This window comes from Bacillus sp. H1a (genome assembly GCF_000633475.1).
GTDB classification, from domain to species: domain Bacteria; phylum Bacillota; class Bacilli; order Bacillales; family Bacillaceae_G; genus Bacillus_A; species Bacillus_A paramycoides.
Genome location: NZ_AYMH01000065.1, coordinates 1 through 21,849 on the forward strand (window position 1 = coordinate 1; position 21,849 = coordinate 21,849).

The following is a 21,849-nucleotide window of genomic DNA, read 5'->3' on the forward strand; positions in this document are numbered from 1 at the left end:
GATAACGCCATTCTCCCTTAATTTTGATATAAGTCTCATCCAAATGACAAGATAAGTGTGCAGATTTATTTTTCACTTTCCAAATTTGATAGATGAGATTGCCATATTCATGAACCCATCGCATGATGGTTGTTGGGTGAACTGAAATACCACGTTCTTTCAGGATTTCAGATACATCGTGATAACTTAAAGAAAAACGGCAGTAGTAGCCGACAGCTACTAAAATAATATCTTTCTTGAATTGTTTTCCTTTAAAATATCTCATGTCTGATTCTCCTAGATCCTGTTTTCTAGAGTGTAGCTTCATATAGAAAACTTTGCAACAGAACCCCCATGAGTACATAAAAAAGGAAGAGAATTTTTAAAATTCTCTTCCTTTTTTATGTACTCATTAGCTGTTTAGTATATCGAAAAATGATGTAGAATTTATCTATTCTATTATAACAGTATTAAGCATGATTTTAAGATGAAATATTGCATATTAAAATGTATTGATATGAGTTAATACACTTAATATAATGAGAGTATAAGATTTACTACATCATAATATTAAAAAGGAGGAAATGATTATGGAAATCGCAATGGCAGTTTTAAAATTCATAGGTGGAGCAATTCCATTGGTTCAAGAGCTTTTAAAAGCATTTATGTAAGTTTATTACGCCGCAATTATTTATAGAAATTATCAGACAAATGATCTGTATATCAAAGATAAATTGATGTGCAGATCATTTGTCTGAAAAAACTTTAAACAAGAAATAGAATCCCAGAAATCATAAGGGATTCTTTTTCTGTATGTGTAATTATGGCTGTACCTCATGTCCATCAACCTAACAGAACAGGTTGCTCCCAAAACGATAAAAATGAACTTCGTTGCTATAAAAAACACAAAACTTTCGTTAAAGGGGAGCTTTAAAATGTTAACTTGATGGGCTGAACCCCTTATTCCCCTTATCGAGGGGGGATTAGTGTTCAATTATATATATTAATTATGAACAAAATTCACCTATTAGTACTTGAAATATAGGTGGATTATTGCTTAGAAATAAATTTGTAATTGCTGGTGATTTTTATCTAGTCTACTGTAAAAATCACTATAGAAAGAGAGAACAGGATTGTAATGGTAATAAAAATAGAAGAGATATACCAAGAGATATTGGACAGTAAAAGGAACAGATTTCCCACAGGTACATGGAGTGATGATCAAGATAATAATCTAGCAAAACGTGTAATCAAGTATCTTATAGAAAAAGTTTTAAAGTGGGATGAAAAAACAATTCTTAAGAGTTGGAAATCTCAATTAATTGTTCAATATAAATTAGGTGGTTTACTTAGCGTTAAATACCATGATAGCCCATATGGAATGATAAATGATGTTTATCCGAATTGTTTTAAAGAATGGGAATTTCAAATGACACCTAGGAACTATTGGACAAAGGAAAAAGCATTGGAAGCATTAAAATGGACGATAGAAAAAAAAGAAAGGTTAACAGATAATAAACTATTGGAGGTTTATAACATTCGGTGGTTATCTAATCATAATTTGAGTTCGCCTTGCCAAATTTTTTGGGGAAATAGTCCTTACATAATGATAAATGAATTATATCCAGGCCATTTTAAGGAATGGGAGTTTAAAAAAACTCCTAGTCGTTTATGGACAAGAAAAAAAGCGTTGGAAGCATTAAAATGGACGATAGAGGAAAGAAAACAAATGAATAATGAGGAGATAAGAAAAAAAATTAGTGTAATTTGGTTTTCAGAAATAGGCTTAAGGACCCCATTGGAGAGATATTGGAATGATAGTCCATTTAGTATGATAAATGAGTTATATCCTGGATGTTTTAAAGAGTGGGAATTTCAGAAAACACCTAAAAACTACTGGACAAAGAAAAAGGCACTGGGGGCATTAAAATGGACGATAGAGGAAAAAGAAAAGTTAACAAATGAAGAACTTATAAAGGTCTATAGTAGAAGATGGATAATTAATCAAGGGTTAAGAACCCCATTAGATAGAATTTGGAAAAATAGTCCATATGCCATGCTACACGAGTTGTATCCAGGGAAATTTAAAGAATGGGAATTAAATAGGGCCCCTCGTGGATTTTGGACAAAGGAGAAAGCATTGGAAGCATTGAAATGGACGATAGAGGAAAAAGAAAAATTAACAAATGAAGAACTAATAAGGGTGTATAGTAGAGGGTGGATAATTAATCAAGGGTTAAGAACCCCATTAGATAGGTTTTGGAATAAGAACCCACATGCTATGTTAAGTGAACTATATCCTAATTAATTTATAAAAAATATGAAAGTTTGACATAAATGAAACTAAATCTTTCTTTTACGGGCTCTGTTGCAAAGTTTTTATATAAACAAAAAAATCCTAATTTAGTAGGTAGAGTTTATGCAACTTTGAATAGTTTCTCTAATTCATTGTACGTCGAAAAAACGAGGTTTGGTTGTTGCAAACTTCGTTTTTGTTTATATAGGGCATGAATAGTTTCGATGCCTTTCAAGGTACGTGAAGCATGGCGAAGAATTTGAAATCCTGCGGATTTGGAAAAACGTCGCTTGATATGTCTATGATCCTGTTCGATGAGATTATTCAAATGCTTGATTGTGCAATGAATGGTATGCTTTTGAACTACCTCCACTTTCACTTCGTTTAGAAGTGGGGGATTCCTAAGTAAAGAGTTCTATCGAACTCTAATTTATTAGGCTATCTCCGCAGTCCTTGCGGTTAGAAGCCTTATCGCTTCCTTCTTTAGATTGATACTTGCGTTAATATCCCTATCATGATGTGTACTACAAGAAGGGCAATCCCATTTACGTAGGTTTAGATTTTTAACGTCTTTGTTTTGATATCCACAACAAGAACATAATTGGCTTGAAGCAAATGTTTTCGATACGACAATGACTTGTTTACCGAACCATGTTGCTTTATATTCCAACATGGTTCGAAACTGTGACCATGATACCTCACTAATCGCTTTTGCTAACTTATGATTCTTTAACATATTCGATACTTGCAAATCTTCTATACCGATAACATCGTGGTTTTTGATGATTTCAGTTGAGATTTTGTCCAAGTAATCTTTTCTAGTGTTTGTCATGTATTCATGAATTCTAGCAACCTTTATTCGTTGTTTATTCCAGCGAGAAGATCCTTTTGTTCTTCTAGAAAGAACACGCTGTGCTTTGGCTAACTTCTCTTCTAATGATCGAAAAAACTTCGGATTTTTATAGGTTGTTCCATCTGACAAAATGGCAAAATCTTTTAGTCCTACATCAATTCCAATGTAAGAATGTGTTTTCGGAAGTTCTTGCACTTCTGTTTCTACTAACAATGACACAAAGTATCTGCCAGAAGGGTTCCGTCTAACCGTAGCATTTAAAATACGTCCATTTACTTCACGACTTTTGGCAAATCGAACAAGACCTAGTTTTGGCAATTTAATTTTATTTCCTACAACGGCAATGTTTTCATTTGTTTGTTTTGTGGTGTAAGATTGTACGGTATTCTTCTTAGATTTGAAACGCGGGCCACTGTTTTGTTTTTTGAAAAAACGTGTATAAGCATCCGCAAGGTTGCGAACAGACGACTGAATAGCAATGCTATCTACTTCTTTTAACCAAACAAACTCTTTCTTCATGGCAGGGAGTTTGGCAGAGCATGTACCATATGTCAAACCTTTTCCTGTTTCTCTGTATGCGTTATCCCATAGAGATAGGAAATGATTGAATACAAAACGAGAACAACCAATCGTTTTATTGATTAGCGTTGCTTGTGCTTTATTTGGATATATACGAAATTTATATGCTTTATTGATAATCATTCGTTTCACCTCCAGTTCGACATATATCTATTATAGAGTAAACATACATTCGATAGGTAGTGAAGTGATAATGACAAATTATCCAGTAACACTTTACATATGTCGAACAATTAAGATGGCTTCATGCCATCCCTTGTCCGAAGCCAATTCATCTCCCACCTACTCACTAGGCTGCGACCCTTCACGTTCGTTGAGGAAGGAGTCTTCTTGGCTAAAATGATAAAAGCCTTGCTCTCTCAATTTATTGAACACGCAAAGTAACGCGGGAGCCTTGTCTGTTGTGAGAACCGTTGCTTCTCCAATTGTTTTTACTAGTCTTTTCATAAAGGCATAAGCCGCTTGATGATCTCGTTTTTTGCGAAGCTGAATATCCAATGTGTGTCCATCTTTATCAATTGCTCGATAGAGATAACGCCATTCACTTTGATATAGGTTTCATCCAGGTACCAAGACAGCTGCACAGATTTGTTTTTCTTTTTCCAAATCTGATAAATGAGATTTCCATATTCATGAACCCATCGCATGATGGTAGTGGGATGGACCGATACACAACGTTCTTTCAAAATTTCAGATACATCTCGATAACTAAAAGAAAAACGATAGTAGTTACGAAAAAGTAACAAAAATGCTATTTTTTAAAAAAATTGCTTGATATATATTTTGAGTTTTTGTTATTATAAGGTTATTTATTCTATATTTTTGCAAATGTACTAGAGGAAGTGCCATCATGTATGGTATGGTTGAAATCGCAAAGGAGAACAATATAAGTCTCTATCATTCTCTTCGGTTTCTGATTGAAACGTTCCCATTACTAAGACAAAAGAAAAATCTATGTTGGGTTTTCTTTTGTCTTAGTAGTGGGAGGAGCCCTAGTGTTATGTTATAACACTGAAATATGTAGGAGAAGCTATAGATTTTGGTTGATTATATGGAATGAAAAATTAAGTCGTTATTCTTGGGATTCAGACTACCATTATTCAAACTATTATTCTCACTATTATTTTCACTATTATTCTCACTATTATTCTCACTATTATTCTTACTATTATTAACATTAAAAGAGGTATAAGGAGGAAGGTATATCTATTAAGATGGAGAGATATACCAAGTTAGAAATGAACATTAAATTTAATAAAAAAGTAGTAGCATTCACGGCAGGATTAACGGTATTATCTTCACCATTAGTATCGTTTGCAGAGGAACAACAATCAGTAAACAATAAGCAACCTACAAGCGTTCAGGAACAAGGTAAAACAGACCAACTTCAAACATCAGATGAACAGGCTCTAAAAAGTATTGAAGCTAGTTTTGAAGAGGTAGACGGACGTGGTGGAGGTACTGTCGATAATAAGAAAGCAGACAGTCTTCAAAGTTCAGAAGGTATTCATGAAGAAACAGGTACATTAACTGTTCCTAACAATTCAAACAGAACAAAACGTAGTCTGTCTTCCACATCACCTAGCATCTCTAGTACAATAAACGGTGTTCCATTCACTGAATGGATTGTTCCAGCAGGTAACGATAATATTCGTCCTCAAAACTACATGAGTCCAAAGTACATTACAATTCATGAGACTGATAATACAAGTGTAGGAGCAGGTGCTAAGAACCACGCTCAATACCTATATAACCAAGCAGTAGGGAACACAGACCGAGCTGCATCATGGCACTTTACAGTGGACGATAAAGAGATTTATCAACATTTACCATTAAACGAGAACGGGTGGCACGCAGGAGACGGTGATGGCCCGGGTAATAGAGAGTCTATTGCAATTGAAATCGCGGTTAACAGCGATGGTAACTACAGTAAAGCAGTAGATAACGCTAAGAAACTTGTAGCTTATTTAATGAAAGAAACTGGTGTACCGTTAAATAACATCGTAAAACATCAAAAGTGGAGCGGTAAAAATTGTCCTGCTAACATGATTAATAATGGGCAATGGGATACATTCGTAAATGGTGTTGGAGGGTATTATAATAATCTTTATCAACCAAAAGACGACATTACAGGAGGTTGGTATGAGCCGGCTATTCGAGAGCTAAATAGAAGGGGTATTATGGCAGGGGAAGGAAACGGTGTTTTCTCACCTAATAGAGCGGTAACAAGAGCCGAATTTGCTCAATTAATCTCTAAATCTCTAAACCTGCCAGCTGGAGATACTTCATTTAAAGACCTAAACGATGCAAACTCAACTTTACGAGATGGTATTAAACGCACTGCAAGTGCAGGTATCATTGCAGGTAGAGGTGACGGTTATTTTGACCCAAACACACCTATTACAAGAGAAGAATCAGCAATTATTGTAAACAAGGCTTTACAGTATAAAGGTCTATGGGGGCCAGTTGCAAACTTACCATTCTCAGACAAAGACCAAATTATCTATAAGGAAGACGTACAAAGATTGTATGGACTAGGTATTGTAAAAGGTAAGGGTGACAATCAATATGACCCTAAAGGAACAACAACTCGTGGTGAAACAGCATCATTCATTCTAAACATGCTTCAAGTAATTGAAACTGGTAGTGTTCAAAATCCAATTGGAACAGCTCAAATAAATGGTATTGGGGTAAATGTTCGGAGTGGAGCAGGTACAAACTACTCTATTGTTAGAAAGGTAAGTAAAGGTGAAAAAGTTACAGTATATGAAGAAAAGAATGGTTGGCTAAGAATTGAAACGAATCAGTGGGTTTATAATGACCCTAGTTATATCAACTATAACAAACGATAAAAACTAAATAGTGAAAGGAACAAGTCATATTTGGATATATAACTTGTTCTCAGGCTGTAAAGAAGACTTTCTTTACAGCCTATTTTTTTGTCTGCTTCCTCTTTACCTGCCAATACTGATAAATTGATTTTTTTTAAATTGTCACTTTCCTGTAACATAAGTGATTTATTTTATAATAAGAAACTGACATGGAAAGAGGGAGAAGTTATGAAAAAAATCATACCGATAGTCGCATTAATAGGCATGATGAGCTTAGGGATACAAGAACTGAATGTGAAAGCTGAGACATACAAAAGTGCAGGTTCCAAAATGGATTTTTGGAATTCTAAAAGAACAGGTACTAATTTTATGAATAGCACTTCATTACCTGAGAACTACAGAAGTGCAAAGGAAGCTCATATTGAATATGTTCGTTTAGCACCTGATAAATGGGAAAAAGATAAGGATTTCTTATTTGAAGACAAACCAGATACATCAGGAAAAGATTTTCTTATCGGTAATGCAGATAATTATCAAGGATTAGTGAAAGAGGATGTAGCAAAATTGAAAGCAGATTTAGATGCTGCACAATCACAAGGGATTAAAGTTGTACTTACAATGCTTTCATTACCTGGTGATCGTTGGCGTCAATTTAACAATAATCAGAATGATGATAGAATCTGGGAAGAAGAGAAATATCAAGAACAAGCAAGCCAATTTTGGAAGGACCTTGCGTTTGAATTGAAAGATCATCCCGCTGTGGTTGGTTACAACATTATCAATGAACCACATCCCGAAACATCTAAGAAAAATAGATATAATGATTTTTGGACGGAAGATTATGAGAAATGGTATTCAAAAGTGAAGGGAACCCCAGCTGATTTAAATGAATTTTATCAAAAAGTTGTTACTTCAATTCGTGAAGTAGATAAAGAAACGCCTATTATTTTAGATTCAGGTCTATATGCCACACCTTGGGCTTTTAAATATCTTAAACCAGTTAAAGATAATAAGACATTGTATGCATTTCATATGTATGAGCCATATCAATTAACAAGTCAACGTGAAAAGCAAAATAAAGAGTATCAATATCCTGGAATTGTAAAAGTAGGAGATTTAGAAACACCTATGATGTGGGATAAAGATGGATTAAATACATTCTTACAGCCTGTGCAAAATTGGTCTCAGGAAAATCATGTACCATCTAATCGAATCATTGCTGAGGAATTTGGAATTAATCGTACCGTTCCTGGAGCACCTCAATACATGCAAGACTTAATTTCTATATTCAATCAGAAAGGATGGCATAAATCATTCTATGCATTCCGTGAAGATACTTGGACAGGAATGAATTATGAATTAGGAACAGAAAAAATAAAATGGGATGAAGAGGGGCAACCAAAACGTCAAGATAATCCACTTTGGGATGTAATAAAAAATGATTTGCAAATCGATGCAGGAGTAAATAGAACTACATTTAAGGATGTCCCACAAGAACACTGGGCATTTCATGCAATTTATGATTTAGCGAATAAAGGAATTATTGCAGGTTATGGAAATGGGATATTTGGTATGGGTGATAATGTAACACGTGAACAAGTAGCTGCATTAATTTACCGTACTTTGCATATAGAAAAACAAGATAAATATGAAAATCCATACAGAGATATCGATGGAAATTCAACAATGTTTCCTGAGGAAATATTAGCTTTAACTAAGCTAGGAATTTTCCAAGGAGATGATCAAGGAAACTTTAGACCGAAAGCTACATTAACACGTGCAGAAATGGCACAAGTTATTAAGAAAGCGTTTAGATTAGATGTAAAGGCGCCACATAATTTCAACGATGTTCCAGCAAACTCATGGGCAAAAGATGCGATTAGTGCCGTGCAGTCGAACCATATTGCAGTAGGAGTTGGAGAAGGGAAATTTGCTCCGGATATGAACGTAACACGTGAACAGTATGCACAGTTTTTATATAATGCAATTTCAAATGCGCAATCCCATCAATAAAAAGAAAATGAAGTTGAGTGGTTTATTATACCATCATTATAAGGGCGTATTACTGCTCGTAAAAATTTAATAGGTAGGACCCCATATCAACTTAAAAACTTTATAACGCCCCCAAAACAAAAAATTGTACATTTTCATCTGGACATGTCAATTTTCTCGTTTGGGGGTATTTGCTTTTCTTAGCTTGATGGTGATGGGGTACCGCCAGCATTTCGAAAAAAACATACTAACCAAAAACAATAAGCTGTCCATATGGACAGCTTATTTACATAATGATCGTTATCAGTAGCAAAGAAAAAGGCGAATCCCTTACTTCCATAAGGGATTCGCCTTTTTTTCTTTTTATCAATCTATGCAATTTTTTATACATTCCTATCATAGTGTGGGTTTTCGGGTTCTCGTTTGTTACTGAATTAGCCAAAAAACTGTATAGAATCTTGCATGCTCTTAGGGGTCACCATATATGAGCACTACGTATTTGACATTCTCAATGACTAACATTACTTAACGTGGTAAAATAATATTTGGATGGGAGTCCAATGTTATTAAAATTAAAGTGGTTATCAAGTCGGAGGAAGGCACCTTAGGGTGTCTTTTCTTTTTAAAATATATAAGCGCACCATCCCTTTCGTAATAAGGGTCCCGCCACATCGCTATCAAGCTAAGATTTTAAAGTACCCCCTAAACAAAAAATTTGTGTTTTTATAGCACCGAAGTTCATTTTTATCGTTTTGGGGCGATTTGTTCTGCTAGGTTGATAGGCATGTGACGTTACCTTTTTATAAACTTAATTTTTTAGAAAATGATACGAGGTAAATATGATGAAAAATAAAAAAAGAACAGCTACAGTTGCATTAACAACAGGATTAGCTTTAACAGCTGTAACACCATATGGAGTAGGTCATGCAGAGGAAACGGATCAATTACAAGTTCAAATTCAGGAGGATTCGTTCCGTACAGGTGAACTTACACAACCATCACAAAAGGCACCAGAAAATGTAGTAAAAGATGCCCTTAAGGAACAGACAGAGCAAGCTTTGTCTCCAAAACAAGTGAATGGAGAAATGGGAGTAGATTATAAGGTTCTTCAAAAACGTGGTTCGTATGATGGGACTACACTTGTGCGTATGCAACAAACATATGAAGGAAAAGAAGTATATGGGTATCAATTGACTGCACACGTAGATAAAAAGGGTGTTATTAAAAGTGTTTCAGGGGATAGTGCGCAAAATTTAAAACAAGAAGATTTAAAGAAGCCTATTAATCTATCACAAGAAAAAGCGAAACAATATATTTATACGAAATACGGGAACGATATCAAGTTTATTTCTGAGCCAGAAGTTAAGGAAGTTATTTTTGTTGATGAAAATAATGGACAAGCCAGTAATGCCTACCAGGTTACATTTGCTGCAGCAACACCAAAATATGTATCTGGAACTTATTTAGTGAATGCTCATAATGGTGAAATGTTAAAAAATATGATACAAGAATCAGATTTAAAAGCAAGTGAGAAGCTTGTTGGTGCCTTAAAGGAAAGTAGTAAAAGCAATCTTACATCATTAACTGGAACAGGAAACGATGCTTTCGGTATATCTCGTACATTTGGTATTTCTAAACAAAGTAATGAAAAATATTCACTTGCTGATTATTCAAGAGGGCAGGGAATTGAAACATATGATGTGAATTACAGAGATATTACTAAAGAGGAAATCTATTATCCTGGCACACTAGCAACTAGCACTTCAACAACATTTAATGATCCAAAAGCGGTAAGTGCTCATTACTTAGCAACAAAAGTATTTGATTTTTATAAAGATAAATACAAGCGTAATAGTTTTGATAATAAGGGACAAAAAGTAGTTTCAGTTGTACACGCTTGGGATTCTGAAGATACGAATGATCCAAAAAATTGGAAAAATGCATTAAGTGCTAATATTAATAATAGTAGTATGCTTATATATGGAGATCCTATGGTAAAGGCATTTGACGTAGCGGGACATGAATTTACACATGCGGTTACATCTAGCGAATCCAATCTTGAATATTCCGGAGAATCTGGTGCGATTAACGAGGCGTTATCGGATATTATGGGAACAGCTATTGAGAAATATATAAACAATGGGAATTTTAACTGGACAATAGGAGAACAAACTGGATCAGTTTTACGTGATATGAAAAATCCATCTTCAATCAATTATTCAAATGGAGTACCATATCCAGATGATTATAGTAAATATAATAATTTAAATGGAGAGGATGATGGAGGCGTTCATTTCAACTCAAGTATTATTAATAAAGTTGCGTATTTAATTGCAAAAGGTGGCACTTATAACGGTGTAACTGTAAAAGGTATTGGCGAGGATAAAATGTTTGATATTTTCTATTATGCAAACACTGATGAATTAAACATGACTTCTGATTTCTCTGAATTGAGATCAGCATGCCTTCGGGTTGCAACAAATGAATATGGCGCGAACTCAGCTGAAGCTCAAGCAGTCCAAGAAGCTTTTGATGCAGCAAAAATCAAGGTAGCAGTGAAAGAAAAAGAAAAGCCTGCGGAAAACCAAGCACCGGAGTTAACTGTACCGTTTACAACTACACTACATGTAGGTAATACGTTCGACCCGATGAGAGGTGTAAAAGCTGTTGATAAAGAAGATGGTGATTTAACAAATAGAGTAAAGCATAAAGGTGATGTAGATACTTCAAAACCAGGTAACTACATTGTGGAGTACTCGGTTGTCGATTCCCAAGGGGTTAATGCAACGGCTACACAGACTGTAATTGTAGAGGGAAATGGAGAAACTCCAGATATGGAGCCTAAATTAACAGTGCCTGTTGGAGCAACAATTAATGTAGGAGATTCATTCGACCCAATGGCAAGAGTATCAGCTACTGATAAAGAAGACGGCGACCTTACTTCTAAAGTAACAGTTGATGGTAAAGTAGATACATCTAAAGCCGGTACTTACATATTAACTTACACAGTTACAGACACTAAAGGCCATGAAGTAACTGCGAAACAAACAGTAACGGTTAAAGCTGGAGAAGAAGTTAAAGATGAAAAACCAGTACTAAAAGTACCTGCTGAAACAACAATTATTGAGGGTAATCAATTCACCCCAATGGCAGGAGTATCAGCTACTGATAAAGAAGGCGGTGACCTTACTTCTAAAGTAACGCATGAAGGAACTGTTGATGCATCTAAAGCCGGTACTTATGAAGTAATATATAGTGTCAAAGATTCCGCAGGTAATGAGGTAACTACAATACAAAAAGTAGTTGTGAAAGATAAGGACAATGGTAACGGTCCTGATAACGAAAATAATGGTTCAAGCAACAATAACGGTTCTTATAATGGCAGTACTGTTACCAACAACAGCAATGCCTCTGATACTGGTAACAGTAATATCCCAAACAATAGTAATACTGATAAAAAAGAAGATACATATAAAGGGCTTCCAAAAACGGGTGCAAGTACAAATAACAGTGCAGCAATGGGTGTATTGATGGTTCTTGCAGGTATGGTTCTTTCTTTTGGTCGTAAATTTAGAAAGGTATTAAAATAATAGTAACTTATTGCAGTGAAGTGAACTACTCGCCACTTAGCAAAGCTTGAAGTGGGAGCTTCTCAGTTCCACGATGAAAGCAATCTTTCATCTCCCTGAGCGTTACTTCGGAGTGTTCCAACCCTAGATGTCCAACGCTTGGACGCTCTTTTGGTACGGTTGATATTTTACGCAGGAAGCGAATGGCTTGGTTTTCGTACTCTATTTTCTTCCTGCAACCTCATATATCAAGTTATCAAAGAACTTCATCTCCCACCTACCGTTGGGCTAGCGCCCTTCACACGATTGAGGAAGGAGGATTCTTTCGGTAAATTTGCTAAAAGCTCCTTCAAATATTGAAGGTGCTTTTTATGGTTCAGGTGCAAAAATATTATCTTGATGGGCATGGGGGCACCTTATCAAAAAAAGAAAATTGTACGTTTGGACACAGTTTAACCAGTTCCCTGTACGTTAAGGAACTGGTTACTTATTTTACCGGTTTTTTATAGGCTTTTTATCTCGTAATGGTCTTAAAGTATTGAAATTTGTTTTTTGGTTTAAGTTCCAAACATAATCACCTGTTAACGTAATATGTTCCCATCCAAGTGGAGATATATGTTGTAATATTCCTCTGGAATATCGACTCCTTTTGCACGTAAAGCATCTACTGCACGTGATATATATACCGTATCCCATAATACAATAGCTAAAATAAGAAGTTGTAAACCACTTGCTCTATATAATTGATCCTCATAAGAACGATCACGAATCTCTCCTAATCGATTAAAAAATACAGCTTGAGCAAGATCATTTTTTGTTTTCCAGTTATTTAGCCACCATGTACCCGTCTTCTAAGTTCAGAACTCTGTAACCCTCTAAAGCATATAAAGTTCTTTCGATCCTTTTTATTTCACGTAAAGCTACAGATAGACTTTATTGATGTTTAGTAACTTCAGCTGTTACAGTTTAAAATCAATGAAAGACTTTTGTAATATTTACGAAAGGAATTTGAAAGGTATTTAAATTAAACTGAACTTCCGAACATTAATTTTAGATGATTCAAAAGTGAATATTTTCACAAAGGGAGGAGAACAAAATGACAAAGAAGTATAAAATAACTGGAATTGGAAAGAAGGTAATCCCTGTAACAGCAGCATTAGGTATTCTTTTTTCTATGGCTCCTGTTGGAGAAAATAAGGCTAGTGCAGGGATAGGTGCGGTAGTAGATATAACTATTACTGTATTAGGTGCTGTAGCAAACACTTATGAAGCACTTGGAATAACCCCAGGGAATCCAGACCCAGGCACTCACATTGATGTATATGCAGAAAACGAAACTTACCAGGCCCCTAGTTTTACATCTGGGGAATTTAATATTTCCATGTATCATACACAAGGTGATGGGAATTTTCTTAAACCAGTTAAAGTACGCTATCCAAATGGAAGAATTGAAACTCATCAACTAAGATCTGGGCAGCAGCTTAAAATTACTGAAGCAGGTGCAATTATAGATTTAAACCCTAATGCAGCAAATGTCTCAGAACACGATCTTCTTTACATTACACAAGCACAATTAGATGAAGGAAAGACCGGAGTTGTGATAAATCAAGGCCAACATGCATTTGTAGAAAAAGCATCTGGTAAAAACCCAAGATTTCTTGGTCCACTTTACAAAAAATATTCCGGCGACTCCTTTGGCGATTGGACGGTGATTGCTAGAAATTCAGATTACCTATTTGATCAGATAGCAAATAAATTATCAGATGAGCAAAAACGATTGATAACATTGACTTCAAAGCCAGTATCTAAAGATGTCCTTGACAACTATGTTAATAATGATCCTAAAGCTCGTGCAGATTTTTATGATCGATTATCTGATGTATTGGCGGAGCGTACTAACATCCTAGAGACATCTATGGCACTGCCATTCATTACACTAAATGATGGTAAACCTTATCAAATTATCCCTTATAAAAAAGGAACGAATAAAGTAATCGTAAAAACAGGTTCAAAATATCTTTCAGGAAAAGAAGGAAACGGACTTCAATATTCCGATTCGCTTGGCGATGATGAAGTGTTTGAACTTGTTCAGATAGGAAATTCTAACGATGGTAAATTTCAGTTCCGTTTGAATAACAAAAATGGGGTAAGTTTGGCTGGTAATCAATATATTTCTCAATTTGGTACTGATTGGAGTTTCAAATCTGAAATTCGTTTCTCTGATAAAAGCAACAATGAAATTAACAATTGGTTAATAGAGTGGTATCCGGGTAAAGAAAATGAGAGACAGAAGTATGACAAAATAGAGATTATACCTAATGAAAAGGACTCTACTAAATATAGTGCAAAAGATTCCTCTGGAAACGTGATAAAGAACAGTTGGATAAATCGAGGTACTGGTTATTCCTTTGCAGATGCTGATGGAGTTCTCATGACAGGTTGGCAAGAAATTAAGGGGAAAACTTATTATTTCTCATCGCCTTATGGCTACATGGTTACTGGAGGTGGAAGTGATTCACAGATTGAGGATAAGTACTACCACTTTAATGATGACGGTGTTTTACAACGATCAATCTGGAGAGGAGAGAACTATTCCGATGCTTCTGGAGCATTCGTTAAAGAAGGCTTGAAAGATATAGATGGTAAAATTTATTATTTCCAAAATTACAATATAAATAAAAAGGAAATACGTATAGAGGATCGAGATGTCATCCTTCACTTTTCCGATAAAGGTGTGCTTGAGAGAGTTTCTAATCTAAAGGGAGAAGTTATAAACAGCGTTGTTAATGTTCCGTTTGACAACAAAACATTAACATTTAATAACGACGGTTCAATTTTTAAAACAGGTATCAACAAAAGAGAGAAAATAGTGGAATATTATAGTTTAGAAGATGGACCTTTCTATACCGGTTGGAAAATGATAGACGGTAAAAGATACTACTTCACAAATGGTCGCAATTCTACGTTCAATGCTCATGAAAACATTGACGGAAAAAGATATTATTTCCATGAAGACGGATCAGTTAACCGAGCAGGGTTTGAAAAAATTGATGGTAAGTTATACCACTTTGACAATAACGGCGTAGCACAAACGGGCTGGCAAACTATCGATGGTAAGTATTATTACTTCGATGAGAATGGGGCAGCTAAAACAGGATGGTTCCAAGTTGGTGGTGGATATAGACCTTGGCCTCTTGCATACGGATACCTTTGGTATTGTGCTAGAGAAGATGGTTCACTTTATTCAGACGGTTGGTTTAAAATCGACGGTAAAGATTATCACTTTGACCAGTGGGGACATAAGATGTAAAAAGTATAAATTTATATGGACTACCTATGATTCTCCTGAAAAATTGATAATTAATCATATAACTCTGAAGAACTAAAAACAGATGTTCCAATTATTAAGTGAGAAATAGTCTGAAGGGTTAGCCTATACGTGTAAAAATTGGTCATGACATGGACTGAGTTGATTTTCCATGTTATGACCCGTTTTAGTTTTTTCGGGTATACTCCTTATTATTGCTTGCCAATTAAATCCTTTGAGACTGAAGAAAAATAGATATGTTTATTTAATTGAAATCATGCTATGAAGCCTTGAGAATTCTTTACTGTACAAAAATTACCACCATTAAAAAATAAGATATAATTAAATTTGTATAGTATCGGAAGTGTAACAAAATGAAACAACTACATATAAGATTATCTCTCATACAATTATTTCTTTTAGTGTTGAACCTAATTATATTTTCTTCAGCCCTGCCATTTTTACCTTGGTTTGTTGAAAATGTTTTTGGCTGGATAGGTATCTTGGCTACTACTCCTTTCCTATTAATTATCGGTAGAATAATGCCCCAACTTAAGAACAGAGAATTAAGTGAATATAAAGCAATTGGAATGATCCAAGATTATTTATATCTAATGTATTAAGCTATACAACAAAACACCCAAGAAGTAACAAAGATTCTAATCCGCCTATTCCACCTACTACAGAAAAACGGACGGAAATCTCATAGGTATGAGAAGAAAACAGTCTTTGATATTATGGGTGTTATCTATGAATATAGTGGATTTAGAAAACAAAAGAAAACTGCATAATCTTTAAAAATAATACCTATTTAGACTTATTTGGCATGCTCATTTTTAAGGAGAGAAAGTGTTTTAAGAGTTTTTTATTTTATTTGAACGAAAGTTCATTTTATTTCCGTTCTTAAGTTGATGGATGTGTGGCGGTACCCCAGCTAGTTATTTATAAGAGCGCCTCTTATTCAAATATGCAATTATACATATCCAAATAAAGGGAATCGTTATGCGAGATATGATTAAATTATATTAAACAAAAATAAAATATATTAATTTTTTGTTTATAGATTAGAATAGTTATTCTTTTGCTAGCTATATCAAGTTGTAACTATTATAATTACTCGAATTATATTAAAAGAACATTTTAGAGATATAATATTTCCACTCATATTAATATGTAATAGTTAAATTAGTAAATATTATCGACAAAATTCTACTATTTACGCGCTAAAAATTTAATGTTTTAATAAAGGTGTAATTGGTATGACCACTAGGGAGAGGAGAAGATTACGCTAATAGCAGCGCGGTAAATTTGCAAGTAACATTATGTCGGTTCTAATTATCTTAATACTCAGTTAATTTTAAAAGCATCTAGAATTACAAAAATTATCATTCTATGTTTCTACATGGAAAAAGTGATTATATTTCGGGGTAAAAGTATAAGCAATGTACAGTAAAATTTTACCACTTGTAATCTTGGAGAAATAATGAAAGAAGAGGAGAGATAACATGAAACGTATAAAAAAAATAATTCCCGCAGCATTTGTATTAAGTACAGCTCTATTTGTGGCACCAGGATTTTCTTCTGCCGATACGAATACTACGAATGTAGAAAATCTTCCAGTAGTAATTAGTGCTCAAGAGGGAAAAGCACCTATGTCAGCAGCGCAGGTTGCAGCAAATGGGACACAACTCCCTTATATCCCTACGGGTCCTTATGAAGAATTCCCTAGTCAATGGCATGTTTCTACAGAAGATGGAAAAGTAATTGATTATGTATATGTAGATGTTGTTGCTCAACAGGATAATGTATCAATGAGTGGTATACTTAAGTTTTCAGGTTATAAGTACGTAAAACCTGATGGTACTTGGATTAAGGATGACGAAAATTATGCACCTAAAGGGAATAAAGGAGATGTGTTATACTCAATAGCAATCCCTAAAACGGATCCAATTGTAGCAGATACTAAATTAAAAAAAGATTTAAGTTGGAAATTAATTGATACAAATGTGGTAGATAAAAATGGTGGTTATCATTGGAGTAAAGCAGTAACAAGTGGTATTTCTCATAATATTTCAGTAGGGTTATCTCAAACAATTGGGATGGAAGCAGGAATTGGGGATCTTTTTAAAGTATCGGCTTCATTAACTTGGAGCTTTGGTTATCAACATACAATTTCAGAAGAAAGTACAGTTACAAAGACATTTGATTTTAATCCAAAACCTGATTATGCATATGATCAATATAGAACTGCATTGTACCAACAAGTAGCTAACTATTCAGTTAATCCAGGGTCAGGATTACAAAAATGGATGTCTGATAGAACTGCAAACGATCCGTTCAATCAAGTGTATAACATGATTGGAAAAGGAAATGCCTTTGAATATAAGGTGAAAAAATCAGTTGATTATCCAGTAGATGTTTTAGTTGCTCTTACTTCAAAATAATATAAATCTAGCATTGTGCCAGTTTTTTCACTAATTAAATTATATATAAATAAAAACATTTTCCATAATTAATAGAAAAAAGAGAGAAAAGCACTTCATAAAATGCTTTATCTCTTTTTTTTTGCATTTCTTATTTAAAATAAATTTATCATGTATTTCAATAAGACCTACAGATTGCGATTCAACAAATATTACACCTATTAATTGTAAAAATATACTAATTTAATTGTTTTTAAAATAAATTGTCAGAATAGAAACGCCTTATACATATTTAAGAATTATAGTTAGTTATAACTTGAAATTCATTTACTTATAGTTAATTAATCCTGAATATAAATATATATCTTTCTATAAGAATGCTATATTCTTGATCATTTTCACAAAATCGTATTTTGCTGTTTCAAGAGAATGAAAAAGTATCTAAAATCAAGCCATTTTCATAAAAAAATGGCGGTTTTATCAATTCTAATGTCCGCTAATGCTTATAGCGTGATTTGGTTCCATTGCTACACAGACCCTTCTTAAGTGAGAATTTTTCATGATATTAATGAAAGGGTTTTGTTATATTTTTGAAAGAAAAATGAAAGGAATATAAACTAAGATAAACTTACGAATATTGATGTTATATCATTCGTGGATAAAATTACGGGACCGACAATTAGGAAGTACGTTTTCCATACTTATATAATAAGTGAATACGAGAAAGATATCTTTCGTTATTGATGAAGGAACAGAGGGGATGAAATGTATGAAAACAAAAATTGCAATTATAGAAGATGAAGATAATATACGAGAGATATGTAAACGGTACTTAGAAAGAGAAGGATATGAAGTATATACTGCTGTGAACGGAACAGAAGGATGGAATGTATTTCAACAATTTCAACCAGATCTAATTATTTTAGATTTGATGATGCCAGGAAAAGATGGATGGGAACTATGTGAGGAAATTCGCCAACATTCCAACGTACCTATTATTATGTTAACTGCGAGAGGAGAAGAAAGAGAGCGAATTTTAGGATTAACAATGGGAGCGGATGATTATGTAACAAAACCCTTTTCACCTCGTGAATTAGTATTAAGGGTACAAATTATATTAAGAAGAGGAAGTCAAGTAACGATTCAAGGAATAGAGCCTGCATCAGGAATGATAGAGTTTCTAGATTTGAAAATTGATCCAACGAAAAGACGTGTATTTGTTTGTCAATATGAAATAGAGCTAACGGTGAAAGAGTTTGATGTGCTTTATCTCATGGCAAAACATCCTAAACAGGTATTTTCACGGTCTCAACTTCTTGAACAAATTTGGGGATTTGAGTATGAAGGATGTACAAATACAGTAACTGTATTAATGAGTCGTTTACGTGAAAAGTTGGAGAAGCATGCAACAAAGAACCGTTGGATTCATACAGTTTGGGGCATCGGTTATTGCTTCGAATCAGATGGAGGAAATGATAAGTGAAGTTACGAAATCAACTTTTATTGATGAATCTATTAAGCACGAGTATCATGGTAATTTCTATATGGTATAGTGAAAGGCAAATGTTACTTAGACCAGAACAGACACGGTTATTAATAGTAATTGTAATTGTAGCAATGATTATCTCTACGATTATTTACTGGCTAATGACACGTCCTATTATGAGATCTATTCAAAATTTAATTGCCTTAACCAAACAATTTAGTGATAGACAATTTGGGACGATGTACATAATAGGAAAAGAACCGGAAGAGTTTAAAGAATTAGCGACAGCTTTTCAAGAAATGGCCCAAAAACTAGACGAAAGCTTTGCTAAGTTAGAAAAAGGAGAAAAAGCACGTACAGAGCTGATTGCGAATATTTCCCATGACTTACGAACTCCTATGGCTAGCATACAATTGATGGTAGAAGCGTTACAAGATGGTTTAATTGAAGACCCTGATATGAAACAACAATATTTAACGACAATCCTAAATGATATACAACGATTAAGCGGATTAATTAATAATTTGTTTGACCTTTCTAAGTTAGAACTTGGACAAGAAGTTTTTCATCCGAGTTTAATACATGTAGATAGCATTCTATTAAAAGTAATAGATTCACATGCTATCTTATTGCAAGATAAAGAGATTGATTTGCAATTGTACGTTTCTGAGACATTACCACGACTTTGGATTATGCCATGTAAAATAGCACGAGTTATCAATAATTTGTTGCATAACGCGATTCGGCATTCTCCTACAAGTGGAGCTATCGAATTAATTGTTGAGGAAAATAAACAGAAGCAGCAAGTTCAATTCACCTTGCGTGATGAAGGGGAAGGTATTTCCTACGATGATCAATTACGTATATTTGAACGCTTTTTCAGAACAGACCCATCAAGAAGTTCACAATCTGGAGGTTCTGGACTTGGTTTAGCCATTGCAAAATCACTAGTTGAAATGCATAAAGGACAAATTGGTGTTCAGGACCGTCAAGATGGGAAACAGGGATGTGAATTTTGGTTTACTCTTCCTGTTACACTAGAAAAGAAATAATGCGGTTGAAAGACTTTTTTGTCAGCAATCCATGTATCTAGAAATGAAAAATCCTTCAAATTTTCTGAGGGATTTTTCATTTACATAAGCAAAAAAATGTGAATCACGAAAATAGAAAAAAGAATCCCTTATTTTTTTGGGGATTCTTTTTTTCTAAAGCTTGCTCACACAAATAAGTGCAGGGAATTATATTACATGAATGCTTTTATAAGCGTTGTTACTAATGGAAGTACTCCACCTAAGAATGTTAAAACTGCTGTTGCGATCACCATAATTATTTCCCCCTTTTAAATATTTAGATATTGTGAATCTTTATACCCTCATTACAGAAAGTGCTCACATTATTATCAATACATTTCGATATGCAATATTGCATATGATTTATATATCTAACTAAAAAGATAATCTATAAAGCTAATGAACATGCGGGTTTCCTGCTTTGTTTGTTAGTTTCATCAGCAAATACGTTAGACCTTTGAAAGACTTTTGTAACATTTATGAAAGAGAAATGAAAGATTTGCTAGCTAGGATGAGGCTTATCTACTAGTAGACGATGCACGCAGATAGTAAAACCATTAGTAAAAATAAGGAGAAGTTAAGATATGTTTATGAAAAGAAAACTGTCTATATTTACATTTTTAGCACTAATATTTAGTTTGATAGTTACTCTTCTTCCTACAAATACTGCTTATGCAGTTGGGGACAATCGTATACTGGATATTTATGGGGATCCAGTTCAGACATCTAAAAATTATATATTGGTAAATAAATTTGTACATGGTTACCTTATTCCTGAGCGTATAGCACCTGTAGGTAAGAATAGACTTGGAGTAACTTATGAGAAGTTTGCGGGTTGGCATTATGCAATTCAGTATAAAGACAAATCTTATTATGGTACTGCTGAAACTTATAAGGATACAAAAGGGAATGAGTACTATGGTACACCTATAAATCTTGAAAATCCAGATGGGGTAGAAAGTGATGGATATATAAGACATAATACGCCACTTACCATGTCAATGTGGATTGGGGGACCAAATGCTGAGGCAGGGGGCGTTAAAAAATATATCAATGCAGGAAATCGCGGATGGATTTATTTTAGCGACCAATCAAAAAGTACGTTAACAGTTCAGGAAAAACATTCAAAGGAAATATTTTTTATAACAGGTAAAACTGATTATCTTAGAGATAAAATGGGAAGACCTACTGATTGGTACAATGCAGATCCACAAAATTCTGAGTATGGAGTTACATCATATTTCGGACTAGAGACTTCAGGGCAACCATTTTCAAATCAAGATAAACTATGGGGAAGCTCTATGCCACCACATCTTGCCGGTTATGAATTAGTACCTTTACCATAGAACTTTATCCGGCTATTCGGGGGCAGACTAAAGTTCCACCTTATATAACTGTACTTATTAGTATGTAATGCGTCTGACAGTAAGGGAAGAGAAAACCCTATAAAGGAAAGTTAAATTA

The 21,849-nt window shown here is 34.2% G+C and carries 10 protein-coding genes and 5 pseudogenes; 10 read left to right on the forward strand and 5 right to left on the reverse strand.

Annotated elements, in window-relative coordinates; translation table 11 throughout:
- A pseudogene (locus tag U860_RS0125565) lies at positions 1-265 on the reverse strand (IS6 family transposase); the annotation flags it as partial.
- An 852-nt stretch (positions 266-1,117) separates the two neighbouring features.
- Here U860_RS0125565 and U860_RS0125575 point away from each other — a divergent pair.
- Positions 1,118-2,287, forward strand: coding sequence for a DUF4046 domain-containing protein (locus U860_RS0125575; RefSeq protein ID WP_025150753.1), 1,170 nt, complete (start codon positions 1,118-1,120; stop codon positions 2,285-2,287).
- 109 nt (positions 2,288-2,396) lie between these two features.
- On the opposite strand, the pseudogene U860_RS34180 reads toward U860_RS0125575, so the two are convergent.
- From U860_RS34180 to U860_RS31990, 3 genes and pseudogenes are all read right to left on the reverse strand, one after another.
- Positions 2,397-2,627: pseudogene (locus U860_RS34180) on the reverse strand (DDE-type integrase/transposase/recombinase); the annotation flags it as partial.
- Between the two features lie 81 nt (positions 2,628-2,708).
- The gene (gene tnpB / locus U860_RS0125580) at positions 2,709-3,830 is read right to left on the reverse strand and encodes an IS200/IS605 family element RNA-guided endonuclease TnpB (RefSeq protein WP_025150754.1); all 1,122 of its coding nucleotides are present in this window, start codon (positions 3,828-3,830) and stop codon (positions 2,709-2,711) included.
- 189 nt (positions 3,831-4,019) lie between these two features.
- Positions 4,020-4,462: pseudogene (locus tag U860_RS31990) on the reverse strand (IS6 family transposase); the annotation flags it as partial.
- Between the two features lie 483 nt (positions 4,463-4,945).
- On the opposite strand from U860_RS31990, the gene U860_RS0125595 reads away from it, so the two are divergent.
- The 3 genes from U860_RS0125595 (at position 4,946) to U860_RS0125605 (ending at position 12,120) form a co-directional block, all read left to right on the forward strand.
- Positions 4,946-6,559 carry an S-layer homology domain-containing protein gene (locus U860_RS0125595; protein WP_025150756.1) on the forward strand — a complete coding sequence of 538 codons (1,614 nt, stop codon included), beginning with the start codon at positions 4,946-4,948 and terminating at the stop codon, positions 6,557-6,559.
- A 207-nt stretch (positions 6,560-6,766) separates the two neighbouring features.
- On the forward strand, positions 6,767-8,551 hold the full coding sequence (locus U860_RS0125600) for an S-layer homology domain-containing protein (protein WP_025150757.1): 1,785 nt from the start codon (positions 6,767-6,769) through the stop codon (positions 8,549-8,551).
- 821 nt (positions 8,552-9,372) lie between these two features.
- Entirely contained in the window at positions 9,373-12,120 is a 2,748-nt protein-coding gene (locus tag U860_RS0125605) for a M4 family metallopeptidase (protein WP_025150758.1), read from the forward strand.
- Positions 12,121-12,591: 471 nt separating this feature from the next.
- Here the strand turns inward: U860_RS0125605 and U860_RS34190 are convergent.
- Positions 12,592-13,029, reverse strand: a pseudogene (locus U860_RS34190) (Tn3 family transposase); the annotation flags it as partial.
- 166 nt (positions 13,030-13,195) lie between these two features.
- Here U860_RS34190 and U860_RS0125610 point away from each other — a divergent pair.
- The 6 genes and pseudogenes from U860_RS0125610 to U860_RS0125640 all read left to right on the forward strand — a co-directional run bounded on the left by U860_RS0125610 (position 13,196) and on the right by U860_RS0125640 (position 21,731).
- Entirely contained in the window at positions 13,196-15,409 is a 2,214-nt protein-coding gene (locus tag U860_RS0125610; RefSeq protein WP_025150759.1) for a cell wall-binding protein, read from the forward strand.
- Positions 15,410-15,942: 533 nt separating this feature from the next.
- Positions 15,943-16,197: pseudogene (locus tag U860_RS36065) on the forward strand (IS4 family transposase); the annotation flags it as partial.
- Positions 16,198-16,911: 714 nt separating this feature from the next.
- Positions 16,912-17,850 (forward strand): hypothetical protein, encoded by a 939-nt coding sequence (locus U860_RS0125620; protein ID WP_025150761.1) that lies wholly within the window; start codon positions 16,912-16,914, stop codon positions 17,848-17,850.
- A 748-nt stretch (positions 17,851-18,598) separates the two neighbouring features.
- On the forward strand, positions 18,599-19,312 hold the full coding sequence (locus U860_RS0125625; RefSeq protein ID WP_025150762.1) for a response regulator transcription factor: 714 nt from the start codon (positions 18,599-18,601) through the stop codon (positions 19,310-19,312).
- Positions 19,309-20,367, forward strand: a complete 1,059-nt coding sequence (locus tag U860_RS0125630; protein ID WP_025150763.1) for a HAMP domain-containing sensor histidine kinase — start codon at positions 19,309-19,311, stop codon at positions 20,365-20,367. Before U860_RS0125625 ends, U860_RS0125630 begins: the two co-directional genes overlap by 4 nt.
- 602 nt (positions 20,368-20,969) lie before the next feature.
- Positions 20,970-21,731 carry a hypothetical protein gene (locus U860_RS0125640; RefSeq protein WP_025150764.1) on the forward strand — a complete coding sequence of 254 codons (762 nt, stop codon included), beginning with the start codon at positions 20,970-20,972 and terminating at the stop codon, positions 21,729-21,731.
- The last annotated feature ends 118 nt before the right edge of the window (positions 21,732-21,849 follow it).